The organism is Gilliamella sp. BG7 (genome assembly GCF_046635565.1).
Taxonomy (GTDB): domain Bacteria; phylum Pseudomonadota; class Gammaproteobacteria; order Enterobacterales; family Orbaceae; genus Gilliamella; species Gilliamella apicola_P.
This window is the reverse complement of the sequence record NZ_JBIDFB010000002.1, coordinates 192,269-211,163: the sequence shown is the minus strand read 5'-3', so window position 1 is coordinate 211,163 and position 18,895 is coordinate 192,269. Positions and strand designations below refer to the sequence as shown.

14 protein-coding genes, 4 tRNA genes and 1 pseudogene are annotated in these 18,895 nt (G+C 33.4%); 8 read left to right on the top strand and 11 right to left on the bottom strand.

Going from position 1 to position 18,895, the window contains the following annotated elements:
* Positions 1 to 71 precede the first annotated feature (71 nt).
* The 8 genes from ACGH49_RS02440 to recA all read right to left on the bottom strand — a co-directional run bounded on the left by ACGH49_RS02440 (position 72) and on the right by recA (position 5,292).
* A tRNA-Arg gene (locus tag ACGH49_RS02440) sits at positions 72 to 148 on the bottom strand.
* A gap of 20 nt (positions 149 to 168) precedes the next feature.
* Positions 169 to 245 (bottom strand) — tRNA-Arg (locus tag ACGH49_RS02435).
* A gap of 19 nt (positions 246 to 264) precedes the next feature.
* Positions 265 to 341: transfer RNA gene (locus ACGH49_RS02430), tRNA-Arg, on the bottom strand.
* Positions 342 to 359: 18 nt separating this feature from the next.
* Positions 360 to 452 (bottom strand) — tRNA-Ser (locus tag ACGH49_RS02425).
* Between the two features lie 123 nt (positions 453 to 575).
* Positions 576 to 776, bottom strand: a complete 201-nt coding sequence (csrA, locus tag ACGH49_RS02420; protein WP_065607777.1) for a carbon storage regulator CsrA — start codon at positions 774 to 776, stop codon at positions 576 to 578.
* A 136-nt stretch (positions 777 to 912) separates the two neighbouring features.
* Positions 913 to 3,546, bottom strand: coding sequence for an alanine--tRNA ligase (gene alaS, locus ACGH49_RS02415; protein ID WP_411588111.1), 2,634 nt, complete (start codon positions 3,544 to 3,546; stop codon positions 913 to 915).
* A 200-nt stretch (positions 3,547 to 3,746) separates the two neighbouring features.
* Positions 3,747 to 4,253: a regulatory protein RecX gene (locus ACGH49_RS02410; protein WP_411588110.1), complete on the bottom strand. Its 507-nt coding sequence runs from the start codon at positions 4,251 to 4,253 to the stop codon at positions 3,747 to 3,749.
* A complete protein-coding gene (gene recA, locus ACGH49_RS02405; protein WP_065607782.1) occupies positions 4,246 to 5,292 on the bottom strand; it encodes a recombinase RecA in 1,047 nt (348 codons plus the stop codon). The genes ACGH49_RS02410 and recA overlap by 8 nt, the downstream gene beginning before the upstream one ends.
* A 513-nt stretch (positions 5,293 to 5,805) precedes the next feature.
* Between recA and ACGH49_RS02400 the strand changes: the two genes are divergently transcribed.
* The 3 genes from ACGH49_RS02400 to ACGH49_RS02390 are packed head-to-tail and all read left to right on the top strand — an operon-like array spanning position 5,806 to position 9,287.
* Positions 5,806 to 7,050 carry a PqiA/YebS family transporter subunit gene (locus ACGH49_RS02400; RefSeq protein ID WP_411588109.1) on the top strand — a complete coding sequence of 415 codons (1,245 nt, stop codon included), beginning with the start codon at positions 5,806 to 5,808 and terminating at the stop codon, positions 7,048 to 7,050.
* Between the two features lie 15 nt (positions 7,051 to 7,065).
* On the top strand, positions 7,066 to 8,703 hold the full coding sequence (gene pqiB / locus ACGH49_RS02395) for an intermembrane transport protein PqiB (RefSeq protein WP_065607787.1): 1,638 nt from the start codon (positions 7,066 to 7,068) through the stop codon (positions 8,701 to 8,703).
* On the top strand, positions 8,700 to 9,287 hold the full coding sequence (locus tag ACGH49_RS02390; RefSeq protein WP_081298064.1) for a membrane integrity-associated transporter subunit PqiC: 588 nt from the start codon (positions 8,700 to 8,702) through the stop codon (positions 9,285 to 9,287). The genes pqiB and ACGH49_RS02390 overlap by 4 nt, the downstream gene beginning before the upstream one ends.
* Positions 9,288 to 9,331: 44 nt before the next feature.
* Here ACGH49_RS02390 and pabB read toward each other — a convergent pair whose 3' ends face one another.
* Positions 9,332 to 11,089, bottom strand: a complete 1,758-nt coding sequence (gene pabB / locus ACGH49_RS02385; RefSeq protein ID WP_065607842.1) for an aminodeoxychorismate synthase component I — start codon at positions 11,087 to 11,089, stop codon at positions 9,332 to 9,334.
* 7 nt (positions 11,090 to 11,096) lie between these two features.
* Positions 11,097 to 11,666 carry an anthranilate synthase component II gene (locus ACGH49_RS02380; protein WP_411588107.1) on the bottom strand — a complete coding sequence of 190 codons (570 nt, stop codon included), beginning with the start codon at positions 11,664 to 11,666 and terminating at the stop codon, positions 11,097 to 11,099.
* A gap of 294 nt (positions 11,667 to 11,960) precedes the next feature.
* Here ACGH49_RS02380 and manD point away from each other — a divergent pair, with 294 nt between their 5' ends.
* The 5 genes from manD to ACGH49_RS02355 all read left to right on the top strand — a co-directional run bounded on the left by manD (position 11,961) and on the right by ACGH49_RS02355 (position 17,985).
* On the top strand, positions 11,961 to 13,175 hold the full coding sequence (gene manD / locus ACGH49_RS02375) for a D-mannonate dehydratase ManD (protein ID WP_065607791.1): 1,215 nt from the start codon (positions 11,961 to 11,963) through the stop codon (positions 13,173 to 13,175).
* 15 nt (positions 13,176 to 13,190) lie between these two features.
* Positions 13,191 to 14,207, top strand: coding sequence for a Zn-dependent oxidoreductase (locus ACGH49_RS02370; RefSeq protein ID WP_411588106.1), 1,017 nt, complete (start codon positions 13,191 to 13,193; stop codon positions 14,205 to 14,207).
* Between the two features lie 63 nt (positions 14,208 to 14,270).
* The gene (locus ACGH49_RS02365) at positions 14,271 to 15,602 is read left to right on the top strand and encodes an MFS transporter (RefSeq protein WP_411588105.1); all 1,332 of its coding nucleotides are present in this window, start codon (positions 14,271 to 14,273) and stop codon (positions 15,600 to 15,602) included.
* 23 nt (positions 15,603 to 15,625) lie between these two features.
* Positions 15,626 to 17,107 (top strand): mannitol dehydrogenase family protein, encoded by a 1,482-nt coding sequence (locus ACGH49_RS02360; protein WP_411588104.1) that lies wholly within the window; start codon positions 15,626 to 15,628, stop codon positions 17,105 to 17,107.
* A 194-nt stretch (positions 17,108 to 17,301) separates the two neighbouring features.
* Positions 17,302 to 17,985 (top strand): GntR family transcriptional regulator, encoded by a 684-nt coding sequence (locus ACGH49_RS02355; protein ID WP_411588103.1) that lies wholly within the window; start codon positions 17,302 to 17,304, stop codon positions 17,983 to 17,985.
* A 90-nt stretch (positions 17,986 to 18,075) separates the two neighbouring features.
* Here ACGH49_RS02355 and ACGH49_RS02350 read toward each other — a convergent pair.
* Positions 18,076 to 18,432: pseudogene (locus ACGH49_RS02350) on the bottom strand (CHAP domain-containing protein); the annotation flags it as partial.
* Positions 18,433 to 18,895 lie beyond the last annotated feature (463 nt).

The window sequence follows — 18,895 nt, the reverse complement described above, 5'->3', positions numbered from 1 at the left end:
AGTAGATTGATTTACCAATATAAAAATTTGTGAGCTTAGTATACTAGAATTATATTGGGATTCAACCGAAATGGCGCACCCGAAGGGACTCGAACCCCTGACCGCTCGGTTCGAAGCCGAGTGCTCTATCCAGCTGAGCTACGGATGCGTGTAAGTTCGTTAAAAAAGTGGTGCATCCGAAGGGATTCGAACCCCTGACCGCCCGGTTCGTAGCCGGGTACTCTATCCAGCTGAGCTACGGATGCGTTTTGAATTTATTTAAAATGGTGCATCCGAAGGGATTCGAACCCCTGACCGCCCGGTTCGTAGCCGGGTACTCTATCCAGCTGAGCTACGGATGCATACTTTAATTTATTAAATGGCGGTGAGAGAGGGATTCGAACCCTCGATGCAGCTTTTGACCGCATACTCCCTTAGCAGGGGAGCGCCTTCAGCCTCTCGGCCATCTCACCAATACATTATGACTTTGCTTGAACAACAAAATCATAATGTGTGGCGCACATATTACGTTTTACAAAAAATAAGTCAAACATTTTTTTGTTTACGCGTGCTAGTTGTTTATTTACTACTCAATATTACTCTCTTGGCTCCAATAATTCATCATTTGTATCTTGTGATTGATGAATTTTGTTATATATCTCTTCCCTATGAATAGAAACTTCTTTAGGTGCATTAATACCTACTCTGACTTGATTTCCTTTCACGCCTAAGATAGTAATAACTACATCATCACCAATTATTAGTGTTTCACCTACTCTCCTAGTTAAAATTAACATTAGATCTCCTAATATCAGTTAAGTATATTCAAACAATTTTAATATATAGCTTCGTCAGCCCCCATCAATAAGACAGAAAGACGGAATATTACAGAAACACTTAATATTCAACTAACAAATATTTGAGCATATCTGGCTAACTTGCTTGTAATTTATTACTGATTTCTTTTTTCACAGAAGATAAAGCTTCTGGTAATGCTGAGAGATCCATTCCACCTGCCTGAGCAAAATCAGGTCGCCCACCACCTTTACCACCTATTTTTAAAGCTAATTGGGAAACTAATTCTCCAGCTTTAACTATATTGACTAAATCGTTGGTTACACTAGCAGCTAAATTGATTTTATCACCATTGACGGCGGCCAAAATTATCACGCTTGTCTTTAATTGATTTTTAAGATCATCAATCATCGTTCGTAATAATTTTGCTTCAACGTTATCAAGTTTAGCAATTAGTAAATTTTTACCATTGATTTTTTCGCATTGATTAAGTAGTTGTGCACTTTCTTGGCTAGCTCTCTGTGCTTTTAATTGTTCAATTGTTCTTTCAAGCTGTTTATTTTGATCGATCAATTGCTCAATGCGCACTAAAACTGCCGACTTATCACTTTTAGTTAGTTGTCCAATCTGAGTTAATAAATTGGATTCATTATGTATCACATCTATTGCATTTTGCCCTGAAGTTGCCTCAATACGGCGTACACCAGAAGCTATGCTTGATTCTGATATTATTTTAAATAAACCAATATCACCAGTTCTATCTACGTGAGTACCACCACAAAGTTCAATTGAAAAATCGCCCATTGTCAGAACTCTAACGATATCTTCATATTTTTCACCAAATAAAGCCATTGCGCCTTTATTTTTAGCCTTATCAATTGGCATTAGCTCAATATCTACTGGTAAATTATGACGAATCTGTTGATTTACTAAGTTCTCTATTTCAATAATTTGTTCTGGCGTAATGGCTTGATTATGTGAAAAGTCAAAACGCAGATAGCTATCATTAACTAAAGACCCTTTTTGATGAACATGGTTACCTAAAATACGTTGTAAAGCAGCTTGTAATAGATGCGTAGCTGAATGATTACGGCGAATACGTTCACGTAATTCAACATCAATAGCAGCAGTGACATTATCACCAACTTTTAAAGAACCTTTTATGATTTGTCCTATATGACCAATACTGTTACCATATTTTTGGCTATCAAAAACACTAAATTCAAGGTTAGCTGCACTTAGTAAGCCTTTATCACCAATTTGGCCACCAGACTCTCCATAAAATGGTGTTTTGTCTAAAACGACAATAGCTTCATCGCCAGCGTGAATATTCTCGACTTTTTGACCGTTTTTAAATATAGCAATAACTTTTCCTGATGATTCTGTTGCTTGGTAACCTAAAAATTCAGTTTTATCATCAAGTTTGATAACATTACTATAATCAACATTAAATGAGCTTGATTCGCGAGCTCGTTTTCGTTGCTCTTCCATGCATTGGTTAAAGCCATCTTCATCGATAGTAATGTTTTTTTCACGACACACATCTGCCGTTAGATCTAATGGGAAACCATAAGTATCATATAGTTTAAAAGCAATATCTCCAGGTAAAACTTTACCTGTTATTTTGGCTAATTCCTGATCTAATAAGGATAATCCTCTTTCAAGTGTCTTCAAAAACTGCTCTTCTTCAATTTTGAGTGCGTCTTCGACTAGTTTTCGATTATTTTCTAATTCAATCGCTGCACTTCCCATCACATCAATTAGTGGTTTAACTAGTTTATAGAAGAAAATATCTTTTGCTCCTAGCATGTGCCCATGGCGCACTGCGCGGCGAATAATGCGGCGTAATACATAGCCTCGCCCTTCGTTCGAAGGCAAAACACCATCCGAAATTAGGAATGCACAAGAGCGAATATGGTCGGCAATAACGCGTAGCGATTTATTTTCTAAATCTTTAGTCTGAATAACGTTAGCTGCATCATTAATTAATTTCTTAAACAGATCTATTTCATAATTAGTGTTAACGTGTTGCAAAACTGCAGCAATACGCTCCAGTCCCATACCTGTATCAACAGACGGTTTAGGTAGTGGTTCCATTGTGCCATCAGGATGGCGATTAAATTGCATAAAGACAATGTTCCAAATTTCTATAAATCTGTCACCATCTTCTTCTGCGCTACCAGGAGGTCCTCCCCAAATATGATCACCATGATCATAGAAAATTTCGGTACAAGGACCACAAGGGCCGGTATCCCCCATCTGCCAGAAGTTATCTGAGGCATACGGAGCACCTTTATTATCACCGATACGTACTATGCGTTCTTTAGGGATACCGATTTCTTTTTCCCATATTGCATATGCTTCGTCATCTGTCTCATAAACGGTAACGGTTAACTTCTCTTTAGGTAAGTTAAACCATTTTTTACTGGTCAATAATTCCCATGCAAAATGTATTGCATCATGTTTAAAGTAGTCACCGAAACTAAAGTTTCCTAACATTTCAAAGAATGTATGATGCCGAGCAGTGTAACCAACATTATCTAAATCATTATGTTTACCACCAGCACGAACGCAACGTTGCGATGTTGTTGCTCTAGTGTAAGAACGCTTATCAACACCAAGGAATACATCTTTAAATTGATTCATTCCAGCATTGGTAAATAATAGTGTTGGATCATTGTGTGGAACAAGGGAACTACTTGCGACAACTTCATGTCCTTTGTCACGGAAAAAGTCAAGAAAACTTTGACGAATTTCTGCAGTACTTTTCATTTATGCTTCCATATAAAACGATAGATTTTTAAACATAGTAATATACCCGTTACAACTAAAGTTGAAAAGTAAATATTCCTAAATTGGAGTGGTGCTAACTAATATTACAAGTAAATAGGGATAAAATAAAAAAGAATTAATGAGCTTTATTTGTAATAGGCTTTAAATTATATATTTTGTATTCTAGATATTATAATTATTTAAGTCAACAAATCGTAAGCAGCTTTAATATCATCTTGTGTATAACCTCTAGCAATTAAAAAATTAACAACTTTTTGTTTTTTATTGTTATTTTCAGGTTTGATTTGTTTTGACTTTTTTAATAATTGTTTATATGCAAGGTTTTCCCAGTTGATATTAGATGTTTGCAATAGTTGACGACTTAAGTCAATAGATAAGCCCCGTTGTTTAAGTTCCATTGCAATTTTATATTTTCCGTAACCTTTATTGGCACGAATAACAATATATTTTTCAATATAGTGGGTGTCATTTATCCAATTTTGATTAATACAATATTCAATCACATCTTGTATTTCAGTTTTTAGTTTAGTCAATTGGTCATGATATTCTTCTTCTGTACTTTGTTGCTTTTTTGCAAAAAAGCATATCATTTTTTTGCTTAGTTCATATGAAGAGTGATCGCGCTGTGCAAGTAATTGCACAGCTTTATTTAAGATTGATTTATTGAGTTTTTTTTCATTATTCAAGGCTGTCATTCTCTAATGAAATATCGTCTTCAGGTGCTGTAAAATCTGCTGGGCTATTTAGTAATAAATCACGTAGTTTTGTTTCGAGTCCTTTTGCGATTTCAGGATGTTCTTGTAAAAACTTAATTGAATTAGCTTTACCTTGCCCAACTTTTTCGCCATTGTAGCTATACCATGCACCAGCTTTATCGACTAATTTATGTTTAACCCCTAAGTCAATCAATTCGCCTTCTTTGGAAATACCACAACCATAAAGAATCTGGAATTCTGCTTGTCTAAAAGGTGCTGCAACTTTATTTTTAACTACTTTAACTCGAGTATCATTACCAATAACATCTTCGCCTTCTTTAACAGATCCTGTACGACGAATATCAAGGCGAACAGAAGCATAGAATTTTAGTGCATTACCGCCAGTTGTTGTTTCTGGACTACCAAACATAACACCAATTTTCATACGAATTTGGTTAATAAATACAACTAAACAATTTGCATTTTTTATATTCGCAGTTAGTTTACGTAAGGCTTGTGACATTAAGCGAGCTTGTAATCCCATATGAGAATCGCCCATTTCACCTTCAATTTCAGCTTTTGGTGTTAATGCAGCTACTGAGTCGACAATGATAACATCAACAGCACCAGAACGAACCAATGCATCACAAATTTCAAGAGCTTGTTCTCCAGTATCAGGTTGAGAAACTAATAAGTCGTCAACCTGAACGCCTAGTTTAGCAGCATAAATTGGATCAAGTGCATGTTCAGCGTCAATAAATGCACAAGTTTTACCTTCTTTTTGAGCTTGTGCTATGACAGATAAGGTAAGTGTTGTTTTACCAGATGATTCTGGTCCAAAAATTTCAACAATACGACCCATTGGTAAACCGCCGATACCTAGTGCAATATCAAGTCCTAAAGAACCTGTAGATACAGCATCCACATCTAACGTTTGGGTATCTCCTAAACGCATAATTGAACCTTTACCAAATTGTTTTTCTATTTGACTTAATGCAGCGGAAAGTGCGCGTTGTTTATTTTCGTTCATATTGTAAAATTCCAAGAAGTTAAGATTGATAATCATTATACTGTATTGTTATACAGTATCAAGTTTTTTTATACACAACAATTATTTAGTTAATTATGGAAATTACTTCACAAATTTTTATGGATAATTTATTTGATGTAATAACTGAAACTAACAAATGGTGATAAAATATCAATATTCAAGATTAAATTTATTGGTTTATTCTGTTAATTTTATAACTATAAATTTTTATCAAATTTAAGCTAATAATGAAAGAATAATGTATTTGATAAAGATTGTTTTCTTTTATATTTAATAATAATTAAAATTCGCCAATTTAATTTAGTAATACTTTCATAAAAAAAAATCATTTGATATGATTGGTTTTGAATCAGACACAACCAACTTTTATTCATTAAAATATTTGTTCTTCAAAAGATTATTTAATAATAATGCATTAGTTTTACATTTAAATGTAATGCTAATCTAAAATATTTATACAGATTCAAAAATATTTCGAAATAAAGGAAAATAATGGCCATTGATAAACAACATTATGTTTTATGCTCACACTGTGATTTGGTCATAGAATTAGCTGATATAACAGTAGGGCATAAAGCTGTTTGCCCGCGCTGTAATACTACATTAGCTAAAAATGGTAGCAATATGAAGTTTAGAGCTGCTATGTATGCTACTTGTTCATTAATTATGATTATTGTCGCCTGCGGCTTTGTCTTTATTGATATCCGAATTGTAGGAAATTACATTGGTGTTAGTGCATTAGATATTCCTAAAACCCTTTATTTAGATAAATATAGCTATGTTTCAGCGCTTTTTATTTTATTTGTTTTGCTTTTTCCTATATTTAATTTGTTAATTACCGTCCTGCTTTGCTCCAGAATTCAATTAACAAAATATCGCAAACGCGATCTACTTATTGTTTATGAAAAATTTCAACATTGGTGTATGCCGGAAATCTTTCTTACTGGTGTTTTGGTCAGTTTTGTTAAATTAATGAGTTATGGCAGTATTGGGGTCACTGGTACGTTTTGGGCATTTTGTCTATTTGTCTTTTTTTATATAAAATCTTTAGTTATTTTCTCTCCTGAAGTAATTTGGAACGAAATTCATCGTAATAACTTTGCTGTTAATTCATTGAAAGTTGGAAAAACAGGAATTAGCCAAAATCTAAAATTATGTAATTGTTGTCAGGCTATATTACCCATAAATTATAAAAAATGCCCTAGATGTAAACAAAAAAGTAAAATTAGAGATCGTGATAAAATACAATGGACTATAGCTTTATTAATTACTTCATTAATTCTTTACATTCCAGCTAATTTGTTTGGAATTATGATAACTGTTGTTTTGGGGGTGGCATCAACTTCAAATATCATGGATGGAGTTATTTATATGTGGCAAGCAGGTGATGTACCTGTAGCTCTTGTTATTTTTCTCGCTAGTGTCGTTATACCAATTTTAAAAATTATTTCACTAAGTTGGCTTTGTTATTTTGCATTAGCAGTAAAACGGAAAAATAAGAATAATTGCTTAAAAATGAAAAAATTATATACTGCAGTTGAGTTTATTGGTAAATGGTCAATGATAGATATATTTGTTGTTTCTGTTGTTTGTTCTTTAGTGAGAAATCAGCAAATGATGGGGGTTTATCCAGATATTGGTGTTACATTTTTTGCAACTGTCGTTATTATCACAATGATTGCATCACAAAAATTTGATCCTCGTTTAATTTGGGATCGTCCGCAAAATAAAAAATAGTTTAATGGGAACAATATGGCTACATCAAGTAAATTGGCAAAAATAATTAAAATTAGAGCTATTTCAGCAATATGGATTATTCCTATTGTTACTGCAATTGTTGGTCTTTGGATAATCTACTCTCATTATGCTTATAGAGGTACTTCGTTCACATTACTAGCAAAAGATGCAAGTGGCATTGTTGCAGGTAAAACGGTAATTAAAAATCGCAGTGTTGATATTGGTATAGTCGATGAAGTGACGTTATCTGATGACTACCAGCAAGTGGTTATAAAAGGCCGTATTTATAATGATATGGAGCCGTTACTGAAAAATGATTCGATTTTTTGGGTTGTTAAGCCAGAAATTGGTCGTGATGGAGTAACGGGATTAGGTACTATTTTATCCGGTATCTATATAGAATTGGCCGCTGGAAACGATACTCACGGTTTTCAAAACAAGCCTTTTGCGCTTTTTGATACGCCTCCGTTGTCCGATCCTAGTATCAAAGGAATTCGCCTGAATTTAGAAAGTGAGCAAAATGGTGTAATTCCTCGAGGGGCAGCTATTATGTTTCATGGCTATCGCGTAGGCAATGTGGAGACTTCGGAATTTGATGTTGAATCGCGTAAGATGAAATATCAAATTTTTATTACTAAACCTTATGATGTGTTAGTAACACAAAACGTACGATTTTGGAAAGAAGGGGGTATCAATTTAACTCTTTCATCTCGAGGGGCAAGTCTAGATGTTCCTTCTCTGGATGTATTAATGTCTGGAGGAATTAGTTTTGATTTACCTGAAGGCTCCAAATTAGGTGCACCTGCTGAGCAAAATGCAGTTTATACATTATATGAAGATAAAAAATCTATCCAAGATTCACAGTATACTGAATATAAAGAATTTCTTATTATGCTTTCAGATTCTATCTCAGGGTTAACAGAGGGAGTACCAGTTGAATATCATGGTATTAGATTAGGAACAGTATTTAAAGTACCATTTTATACCGCTGAAATGTTAGAAAAATCATCAATTTTAAATAAAAGGGTGCCGATATTAATTAGGATAGAGCCTGATCGTTTATCTGAATTAGTTGATGAGAAAATCGATATTGCCGCTTTGATAATGAAAGAACAAAAAAATGGGTTAAGAGCGTCATTAAAAACTTCAAATATGTTCACTGGTGCGTTATATATAGATCTTGATTTTTATCCTGAGTTAAAAAATAAGTATGATCCTCAACTAGCGAAGCAGTTTGGTTACGATACAATTGAGGCGACTTCGACAGGGATTGCACAAATTCAGGCAAAAATTATGCAGTTACTTGACAATTTTAATAATTTGCCACTTAACAACACACTATCACAATTTAATCAATCATTAGCTTCGAGTGAAGGATTAATGAAATCATTAAATCGTATTATGGCAAGTAAAGAGATGCAAAATATACCAAAAGATCTGCAAAAGACATTACGATCATTAAATGAAACAATGAAAGAATTACAACCTGGTTCTGAACTCAATACCCAAATGAAAGAGAGTTTACAAAAAGTGCAACAGATGATGGATGAATTAACGCCATTACTTAATACTCTTAATGATAAGAGCAATGCACTGATTTTTTCTGCTCCAGCGAAGAAAGATCAAGAGCCTAAAGCAAAAGGTAAAAAATGATGAACAAAATATATAAAAAGCTACTTACAGTCATATTTATGCCATTACTTGCTATATTAGTCGGTTGTTCAGCTAACAACCCAAGTAAAAGCTATTTTCAACTAACTAGTAATTTACAGAGTCCAGTATCGCAAAAAATAAAAACTACCAAATATTTTATTTGGATTGAGTCGGTAGATGTGGTGAGTTTTTTAAATAAACCAGGTATTGTATTACAAACTGATAATATCAAATATGAAACAGCAATGCATCATTTATGGGCTTCAACACTATCTCAGCAATTGCAAGAACGATTGACGCAAGATTTAACGGTCATGTTACCAAATTATTTAGTCTCTAGCAGATCAATTACAACGCCAACATTGACGGTTAAGTTATTTATTGATGGGTTTCATGGAAGCTATACTGGTGATGCGGTGATTAAAGGACGATGGGTTGTTACTGATAGTAAAAATAATATTGAAAGCAAACCATTTGAACGCCATGTTCCTTTAGCAAGTAATGGATATGATGCTTTAGTTAACGCGCTATCTAAAGGTTGGCAGGATGAAGAACTAGACTTTGCAAACTCAATAAAACTTTAATGTCATAATAATATTCCGCCATAATGTTGGCGGAATATTTGAATTTAAACAGTAATTGATCTTAATGATCGTTTGAACTGACTAAAAACCTTGTCATCAATTTCTACCCATTTACGAACACTATTGATAAATGCGATTTTATCGGCTTTTAAAAGGTCATCTTTTAAAATCGTTTTTTCTAACAATTGATTGTGATCTAAATAAAATTGCCTCATGGTGCCAGCTAGTAACCCCGATTCTTTTTTAGGGGTAATCCATTGATCATTAATCAGCAATGCGAGGTTACCGTTAACAAATTCAGTTATTTCATTGTGTTGGTTAAAATTAATATATTCCTTTCCTGTAATTAAATTAGGAAAATGCTCCCGATTAGACGTTTTATGATACAAATATACATTTTGGTTATGAACACACTGCTTTGCAAATGCGATTTCATTGATCTCCATTGGCGAGTTAATTATATTCTCGCTAATGGTATATAGCCCATTTTTTTGCAGTAAAATTCTGACTTTATAGATATTCCCAATATTTTTATTAGTTGCATTTGCTAACTTAATAAGTTGCAACTTAATTGCATTGATATCATAGTTAAAATCAAAATAATCAGCTGATTGAGAAAGTCTCCTTAAATGTTCTTCCAATAAGAAAAATTGTCCTTTTTCAAGCAATAATGATTCAATGACATATTTGGGAGAAGAGGTGGTGCGAGTTAAAATTGCTGTTTTAGCTAAAATCTCATTATATTCCTCTTGTGAGGTTGAATCCCAAGTGATCCCTCCGCCAACACCATAATGCATTTGTTGATTGTGTATGGTTAAAGTCCGAATTGGGATATTGAATATAGCTTTGTTCATATATGGTTCAATATAACCAATTGTCCCGCAGTAAACTCCACGTGGTGAGTTTTCAATATCTGCAATAATTTGCATTGTACTGGTTTTAGGCGCTCCAGTTATTGATCCACAAGGAAATAGTGCTTGAAAAATATGATATAAATTAACATGTTCTTTCAATTCACCTTGAATCATAGAAGTCAATTGCCAAACGGTTGGATATTTTTCGGCTGAAAATAATTTAGGAACTGTAACTGATCCTGCCTTTGCAACCCGACTTAAATCATTACGTAATAAATCAACAATCATCATATTTTCAGCTTGGTTTTTTTCAGAGAATAATAATTCTAATTGTTGTTTATCTTGGTGATTATTTAAACCGCGCGCAGTTGTTCCTTTCATTGGTTTTGTTGTAATAATTTTATTTTCTAACTTAAAAAATAATTCTGGCGAAATTGATAAAATACAATAATCGTCAAACTCAATATAAGCGCAATAATCGGCTTGATTGTTCTTTTGTAGAAAGTGGTAATAATTAATAGCACTTTCATTAAATGAAGTAGTAAATTGAATTGTATAGTTGGTTTGATAAGTATTGCCTGATTCAATTTGAGATCGAATAAAGTTAATTTTTTGATTATATTCCTCAATTGATGTATCGCTTATCAAATCAAAAGTTGGTGGAGTGTAATCACTTATTTCTACATGTTTTTGCTCAATGATAGAAAATTTATCAAAAATACCAAATATCAATAGCGGCAAATCATAATTCTGTTTTGTTTTATTTTCACTATTGAACCCCATTGCGCTTTCATAAGCGAGATATCCAACCGCATAATAGCCTTGTTGTGTGAATTTTTCGATTGAATCAAATTGTTGTTTGATTGTTGAATAATCATCAGACTTTAAAATGGCGATAGGGTTGCAAAAATATTTATGTTGATCTTCAAAGTCGATATGAATTTTCATTCTAGTATTACTCATGGACAAAATTATCAATCATTTGTAAACCAAATTCGGTTTTAATTGCTTCAGGGTGAAATTGGACTGACTCGATGGGTAACTTTTTGTGACGTAATCCCATAATCAATCCTTGATTGTTTCTTGCTGTTACGATTAATTGAGAGTCTTTTGGTAAAAGCTTATCACAAGCAATTAATGAATGATAACGAACCACAGAAAGTGGGTTTTTGATCCCTTTAAACACGCCTTGACCATCGTGCGTTATTTCATCGACTTTTCCATGCATAGGTGTTGGTGCTTTGATGATCTTATAACCATAATATTGAGCAATCGCTTGGTGCCCTAAACAAACTCCCAATATTGGGCAAATATGACTAAATTCGGCAATAGTTGCAAGTGATATTCCAGCATCGGTAGGGGATCCCGGACCAGGTGAAATGATAATCTTAGAAAAGCTAAGCTCTTTTATTTGTTCAATTGTCATTTCGTCATTTTTAATCACTTTAATTTCTGCGCCAACTTGACACAAATAATTGTGAATATTGAAAGTAAAAGAATCATAATTATCTATTAATAATATCAAAATAGAGTCCATTAATTACATAGCGTATTGTTTTTAAACCATTGGCATTTATAACAGCCAAATTCCAGTCATACCCAGAGTCATTATACCGTTAATACAGTTAAAAACAGATATGATTGCCAGTTTGCTATCTTTTTATTTCCTTTTTTATACTGAAACATAGTATTACCTGAAACTTTTTAACAAAAATTCTCTTTCTCTGTGATAAATCTCACAAAGACATGCAACTCTACTTGTATGGTAGTATTTATGTCGTTATTTTTATCATGCTTAAATTTACAAAAGAGGTTTTAAATGAAAATTTTAAAAGCAGAAGTATTTGTATGTAGTCCGGGGCGGAATTTTGTTACATTAAAAATAACTACCGATGAAGGTGTTTATGGTGTTGGAGATGCAACACTTAATGGTCGAGAATTAGCTGTAGCATCCTATCTTAAAGATCATCTTTGCCCGCAACTTATAGGGCGAGATCCTCATCAAATTGAAGATATCTTTCAATATTTCTATAAAGGTGCGTATTGGCGCCGTGGCCCAGTTACCATGTCAGCCATTTCGTCCATAGATATGGCACTTTGGGATATCAAAGGAAAATTGGCTAATATGCCACTTTACCAGCTACTAGGTGGTGCATCACGAACAGGGGTCATGGTGTATTGTCATACGACTGGTTCAAGTATTGATGAAGCATTAGATGATTACGCTAAACATAAGGAAATGGGGTTTAAAGCAATTCGCGTACAATGTGGTATCCCTAGCATGAAGACAACCTATGGTCAAAGTAAAGGGAAAAACCTTGCTTATGAACCTGCAACAAGAGGGAATTATCCTGAAGAACAATATTGGGCAACCGAGAAGTATCTTGATTTTATGCCTAAATTGTTTGATGCAGTACGAAGTAAATTTGGTTTTAATGAGCATTTACTGCATGACATGCATCATCGCCTAACACCTATCGAAGCCGCTCGTTTTGGGAAAAGCATAGAAGATTATCGTCTATTTTGGATGGAAGATCCAACACCTGCTGAAAATCAAGAATGTTTCCGTTTAATTCGTCAACATACTGTCACACCAATTGCAGTCGGTGAAGTGTTCAATAGCATTTGGGATTGCAAACAACTGATTCAAGAGCAATTAATTGATTATATACGAACCACAATTACTCATGCAGGTGGTATTACCCATATGCGCCGTATTGCTGATTTTTCTGCTCTTTATCAAGTGAGAACAGGATCTCACGGACCATCTGATTTATCTCCAATTTGCCATGCTGCAGCACTACATTTCGATATGTGGGTACCTAATTTTGGTGTGCAAGAATTTATGGGGTATTCACAGCAAATGCTAGAAGTCTTTTCACCAAATTGGACCTTTACAGATGGTTACATGCACCCAAGTGACAAACCAGGACTAGGTATCGATTTTGACGAAAAACTTGCTGAAAAATATCCCTACAACCCAGCTTATTTACCTGTTGCTCGTTTAGAAGATGGTACGTTGTGGAATTGGTAAATTATAGGAGGTTATATGAAAAGTATTGTAATCAAAAAAACTAATGAATTGGTAATTGAGGAACGAAAAGTTCCTCAGCCTGCAAAGGGGGAAGTAAGAGTAAAAGTAAAATTAGCAGGTATTTGTGGTTCAGATAGCCATATATACCGTGGGCATAACCCATTTGTTAAATATCCAAGGGTTATTGGTCATGAATTTTTTGGTGTGATTGATGAAGTTGGTGAAGGGGTTGATAGATCTAGAATTGGAGAAAGAGTATCCGTCGATCCCGTTATTAGTTGTGGGCAGTGCTATTCTTGTTTAGTAGGCCGTCCTAATGTTTGTACATCTCTAATTGTATTAGGTGTTCATCGAGATGGTGGATTTAGTCAGTACGCAGTAGTTCCAAGTAAAAATGCTTATGTTATCCCAGATGAAATTAGTGATAAATTTGCAGTGATGATTGAGCCATTTACTATCGCAGCGAATGCAACCAGCCATTTAAAACCAACTGAAAATGATATTGCACTAATTTACGGCGCAGGCCCAATGGGACAAACTTCAGTACAAGCGTTAAAAGGAGTTTATAACGTTAAAGAGGTCATTGTTGTTGATCGAATTGAAGAACGTTTAGATATGGCAAAAATTAGTGGTGCTGACAGAGTAATAAACAACACTTCTTTATTTTTAAAAGATGAGCTGGATAAGCTTAGTATTAAACCGACAGTTATTATAGATGCAGCCTGTCATCCCTCCATTTTGCAAGAAGCAATTAGTATTGCATCACCAGCAGCAAGAATCTTGATTATGGGATTCTCAGGTGATGCCTGTCAGATAACTCAGCAATGTATTACAAGTAAAGAATTATCTATTTTTTCATCTCGATTAAATGCTAATAAATTTCCAGTTGTAATTGATTGGCTTAAGAAAAAATTAATTGACCCACAAAAGTTAATTACACATCAATTCGATTATATACAAGTCATTCAAGCGATAGAAACTTTTGAAAAAGATCAAAAACTGTGTTGCAAGGTGTTACTCACTATTAGTTAGAAATTTTTAAATACATTTTTATTGATGATCTTTTTATATATAAAATTATAAGGCGAGTAAAATATGAATAACATAGGAAAGATTAAATGTGAAAGAAATGCTTCAGATTTAGTTAAAGCCGCTGTTTCTGGATGGCTTGGAACAGCATTAGAATTTATGGATTTTCAGTTATATTCTTTAGGTGCAGCACTAGTATTTCGTGAAATATTTTTTCCTGAACAATCGGCAATTATGGCATTAATTTTAGCTATGGGAACCTATGGGGCAGGATACATTGCCCGAATTGTTGGTGCTTTTATCTTTGGACGAATGGGCGATGCAATTGGTAGAAAGAAAGTATTATTTATTACAATTACTATGATGGGTATTTGTACAACACTAATTGGTGTACTACCAACTTATGCTCAAGTAGGTATTTTAGCTCCTTTAATGTTGGTTCTCTTACGTATAGTACAAGGATTGGGCGCTGGTGCTGAAATTTCAGGGGCAGGCACTATGCTTGCAGAATATGCTCCTATAGGAAAAAGAGGAACCATTTCTTCATTAGTTGCAATGGGCACTAATTGCGGTACATTGAGTGCTACTGCAATTTGGGCAATTACGTTTTTTTTGTTAGATAAACAACAGTTAATTGCATGGGGATGGAGAGTACCTTTTCTTGTAAGTGCGATCGTTATGATCTTTGCCATATGGCTTAGAATGAACTTAAAAGAAAGCCCTGTATTTGATGGTGTTAATGATGTAAATATCCAACCAATCAAACACATTTCATTAGTTGAAATGATAAAAAGTAAATCATTTTGGCTAGCAACTGGTTTACGTTTCGGACAGGCAGGAAATTCAGGATTAATTCAAACTTTTTTAGCAGGTTATTTAGTGCAGGCTTTATTATTCGAAAAAGGTATACCCACAGATGCTTTAATGATTAGTTCGATTGTAGGATTTATCACTATTCCTTTTTTAGGATGGTTATCGGATAAAATTGGGCGACGAATTCCATATATTATTTTGACTGTTTCTTCAATTATTCTTGCTTATCCAATGCTATCTATTGTTGTTGATAAAAGTCATTCCGTTAGCACTATAATGTTATGTTTTATTATTATTCATAATATTGCCGTACTAGGGCTATTTGCACTAGAAAATATTACAATGGCTGAAATGTTTGGTGCTCGTAATCGCTTTACTCAAATGGCAATATCTAAAGAAGCTGGAGGTCTTATTGCAGTCGGGTTTGGTCCTTTATTAGCCGGAATTTTCTGTAATATTGTCAACGATTGGTGGCCAATTGTTGTTATGATCATTGTTTATTCTTGTATTGGTTTGATATCAGCGATTTTTATGCCGGAAGTTAAAGACCGTGATTTATCTGATTTAAATGATGCCGCATTATAATTTAAAATTTTGAAGGAAAAATAATGAAACTATCAACTAAAACTTTATCACAACTACCTAAAGAGGTAGTTGTACCAAACTATGATAGAAATAAGCTTAAAACTAAAATTGTCCATCTTGGTCTTGGTGCCTTTCATCGTGCTCATCAGGCAGTTTTTACTGATATCTTAGCGGCTAAATATGGTAGTGATTGGGGATATTGTGAAGTCAATTTAATCGGCGGTGAAAAGCAAATTGAGGATTTAAAACAGCAAGATTGCTTATTTAGTGTTTGTGAAATGGCTTATGACAATTGGTCAACTCAAGTTGTTGGTGTTGCTAAAGAAGCATTACATGCCGATATAGATGGTATTGTCAAAATACTAGAAGTTATGACACGCCCTGAAATTGCTATTGTGTCAATCACTGTTACCGAAAAAGGTTATTGCTATTTACCTGCAACGGCATCAATTGATACCAATAATACACTAATTAAACACGATATTGAAAATCCAACTAAGCCAAAAACTGTCCCTGGTGTGATTGTTGAAGCATTATATTTACGTAAAGAAAAAGGTTTAAAACCGTTTACAGTTATGTCTTGTGATAATATGCCAGAAAATGGTCATGTAACGCGGAATGTCGTTTTGGCGTTAGCGAAACTGCGCGATCCAAATTTGGCTAATTGGATAGAACAAAATGTAACATTTCCTTCAACAATGGTTGATCGAATAGTACCAGCAGTGACACCAGAAACGATGGAAAAAATTCAAAAACAACTGGGAGGAATCGAAGATCCTGCAGGTATTGCTGGCGAACCCTTTAAGCAATGGGTTATTGAAGATAACTTTGTTGCTGGCCGGCCTGATTGGCAAAAAGCTGGCGCTGAACTTGTTAGTGATGTCTTGCCTTATGAAGAGATGAAGCTACGTATGTTAAATGGTAGTCACTCATTTTTAGCTTATTTAGGCTATTTAGCTGGATATTTACATATAGATGAATGTATGCAAGATCCTTTTTATGTTAAAGCTGCAAGGCATTTGATGATAAATGAACAAGCAAGTACACTACGAGTGAAAGGCGTTGATTTACAGGCTTATGCTGATTCGTTGTTTGATCGTTATCGTAATACAGGTTTAAAACATCGTACTTGGCAAATAGCCATGGATGGCACCTTAAAATTATCTCAACGTATGCTTGATTCAGTCCGTTTTCATTTAGCAAATAACACACCATTTGATTGTTTAGCTTTAGGTATTGCAGCTTGGATGCGGTATGTAAGTGGGACTGATGATGCGGGTGGGAAGATTGAGGTAAGTGACCCAATTGCCGATAAGCTGAAAGAACTAGTAGCAAATAGTCAAGATAATCAAGAACGAGTAAAATCGTTATTGTTATTATCACATGTATTTGGTGATGATCTACCTAACAATCAATATTTTGTTGAGCAGGTGACTAAAGCTTATTTGTCTTTGCGGGATATTGGTGCTAAACAGTCAGTAAAACAGTTAGAAAAAATTTCTTAAAGCATTATTAACAAAACTAACATAATTAATAAAAGCAAAGTGTAATTATCCACAAGGGCGTTACATTTTTCACCTTTACTTCTATTTAGATCAAATAAGCTTTTTATATTGATAGTCATTTATCAAAAAAACTTTTCTTATATTTAAAAATCCCCTACTATTCTTCATAATTTAATTTTTATCTAAGATGATATATGTTTAAATCTGCCGACTTAAATATTTCAGAACCCGTTAATCAACAAATTTACCGTAAATTAAGAAAAGCGATTATTACTTGTCAAGTATTGCCTGGTGTTTTACTTTCAGAAAAAGAGATTTCTAGCCAATTTAATGTCTCAAGGCAACCAGTCAGAGAAGCTTTTATTAAGTTAGCCGAAGCGGGGCTTGTCCAAATTTTGCCGCAAAGAGGAACATTTGTCACAAAAATATCGATTAAAAAAGTTATTGATGGGCAATTTATTCGAGATGCAGTTGAATGTGCAATTATTAGACAAACCGCATTAAAAATTAATAATTCAGATATTTTATTACTGCAAAAAAATATTGATGAACAAAAAGAGGCCAATAAACATAAAAATATTCAATATTTTCTAGAAAAAGATGATGAATTCCACCAAATTTTAATGAACGTAATAGACTGCCAAATGGCATGGGAAATGGTTGAAAATATTAAAGCTATGATGGATCGCGTAAGATTTCTTTCATTAGAAGAAATTTCGCCTCCCGAAGATCTTGTTAAACAGCATGAAAAAATTCTGATAGCTTTAAAAAATCATGATCCAGATCTTGCAGCAATAGCTCAACATGAACATTTATCGGCTATTTTGGAGACTATAAAAATAGTATCAAAACAGAAGAATGAATGGTTTGTTGATTAATCTTTGATTAAATATCTGAATTATTATTTTGAATATTTTCTGTAATTATGCCATTTGTTTTTTTGTTGTAGTTTACTCTGGTGCAGGCAATTATTTATTTTTACGTAAATAACCTAAAATACGGAAACTATCTATTTTCCATAATCTCTTATTAAAAATTAATGTATAAGTTGCACGACTGCTTTTGTTGGGACCAGGATTTTGTTGAATAATTTCAATTTTGTTATCGCTAACTTTGCTAATAATGGCAATATGACCATATCTTGACCAACCAAAAACAATAATATCTTCAACTTGTGGTTTAGTTGGTGAACCATTATGAAATTGTAATAAATTACGTTTAGGATTAAGTTGACCATCAGGAATTGATTCATCGAAGTAATTTTTAGCATGACCATAACTATCTAGTATTTTATGATTGAAGCGCTGATAATAAGAGCATTTGTTAAATTCAACACATTAATGTTTTTGATTTAAGTAATGTTTTTTCCACTATACATTATAGATGCTACCATTATAATAGACATTTACACTATTAAATTCATCAGTGACTCTGCTAATTTTTTGTGTATCAATTTCAATATTGGTAAAAGAATATGAATCAAGTATATAGTAGCTTAATACTGACAATAGCCAAATAAAGAACAGCCTTTTTCTATATTTTAATAACATTTTTATTTTTTTCGTTTTAATTATTTATAATTGTTTAATATATTAAAAAATAAAATTTAGTCGATAAGTAAAAACTTAATAATAGTAAGATTATTAATAAATCTAATATAAAACTAGACGTTTAGTATCTATTCATTAAATAGTATTTATTTTTTAATAAATTATTTAACTATGATAAGAAATTTTATTCCGCATTTATAATCTAAATTAGTATTTCATCATTAAGCTAAAAATATAT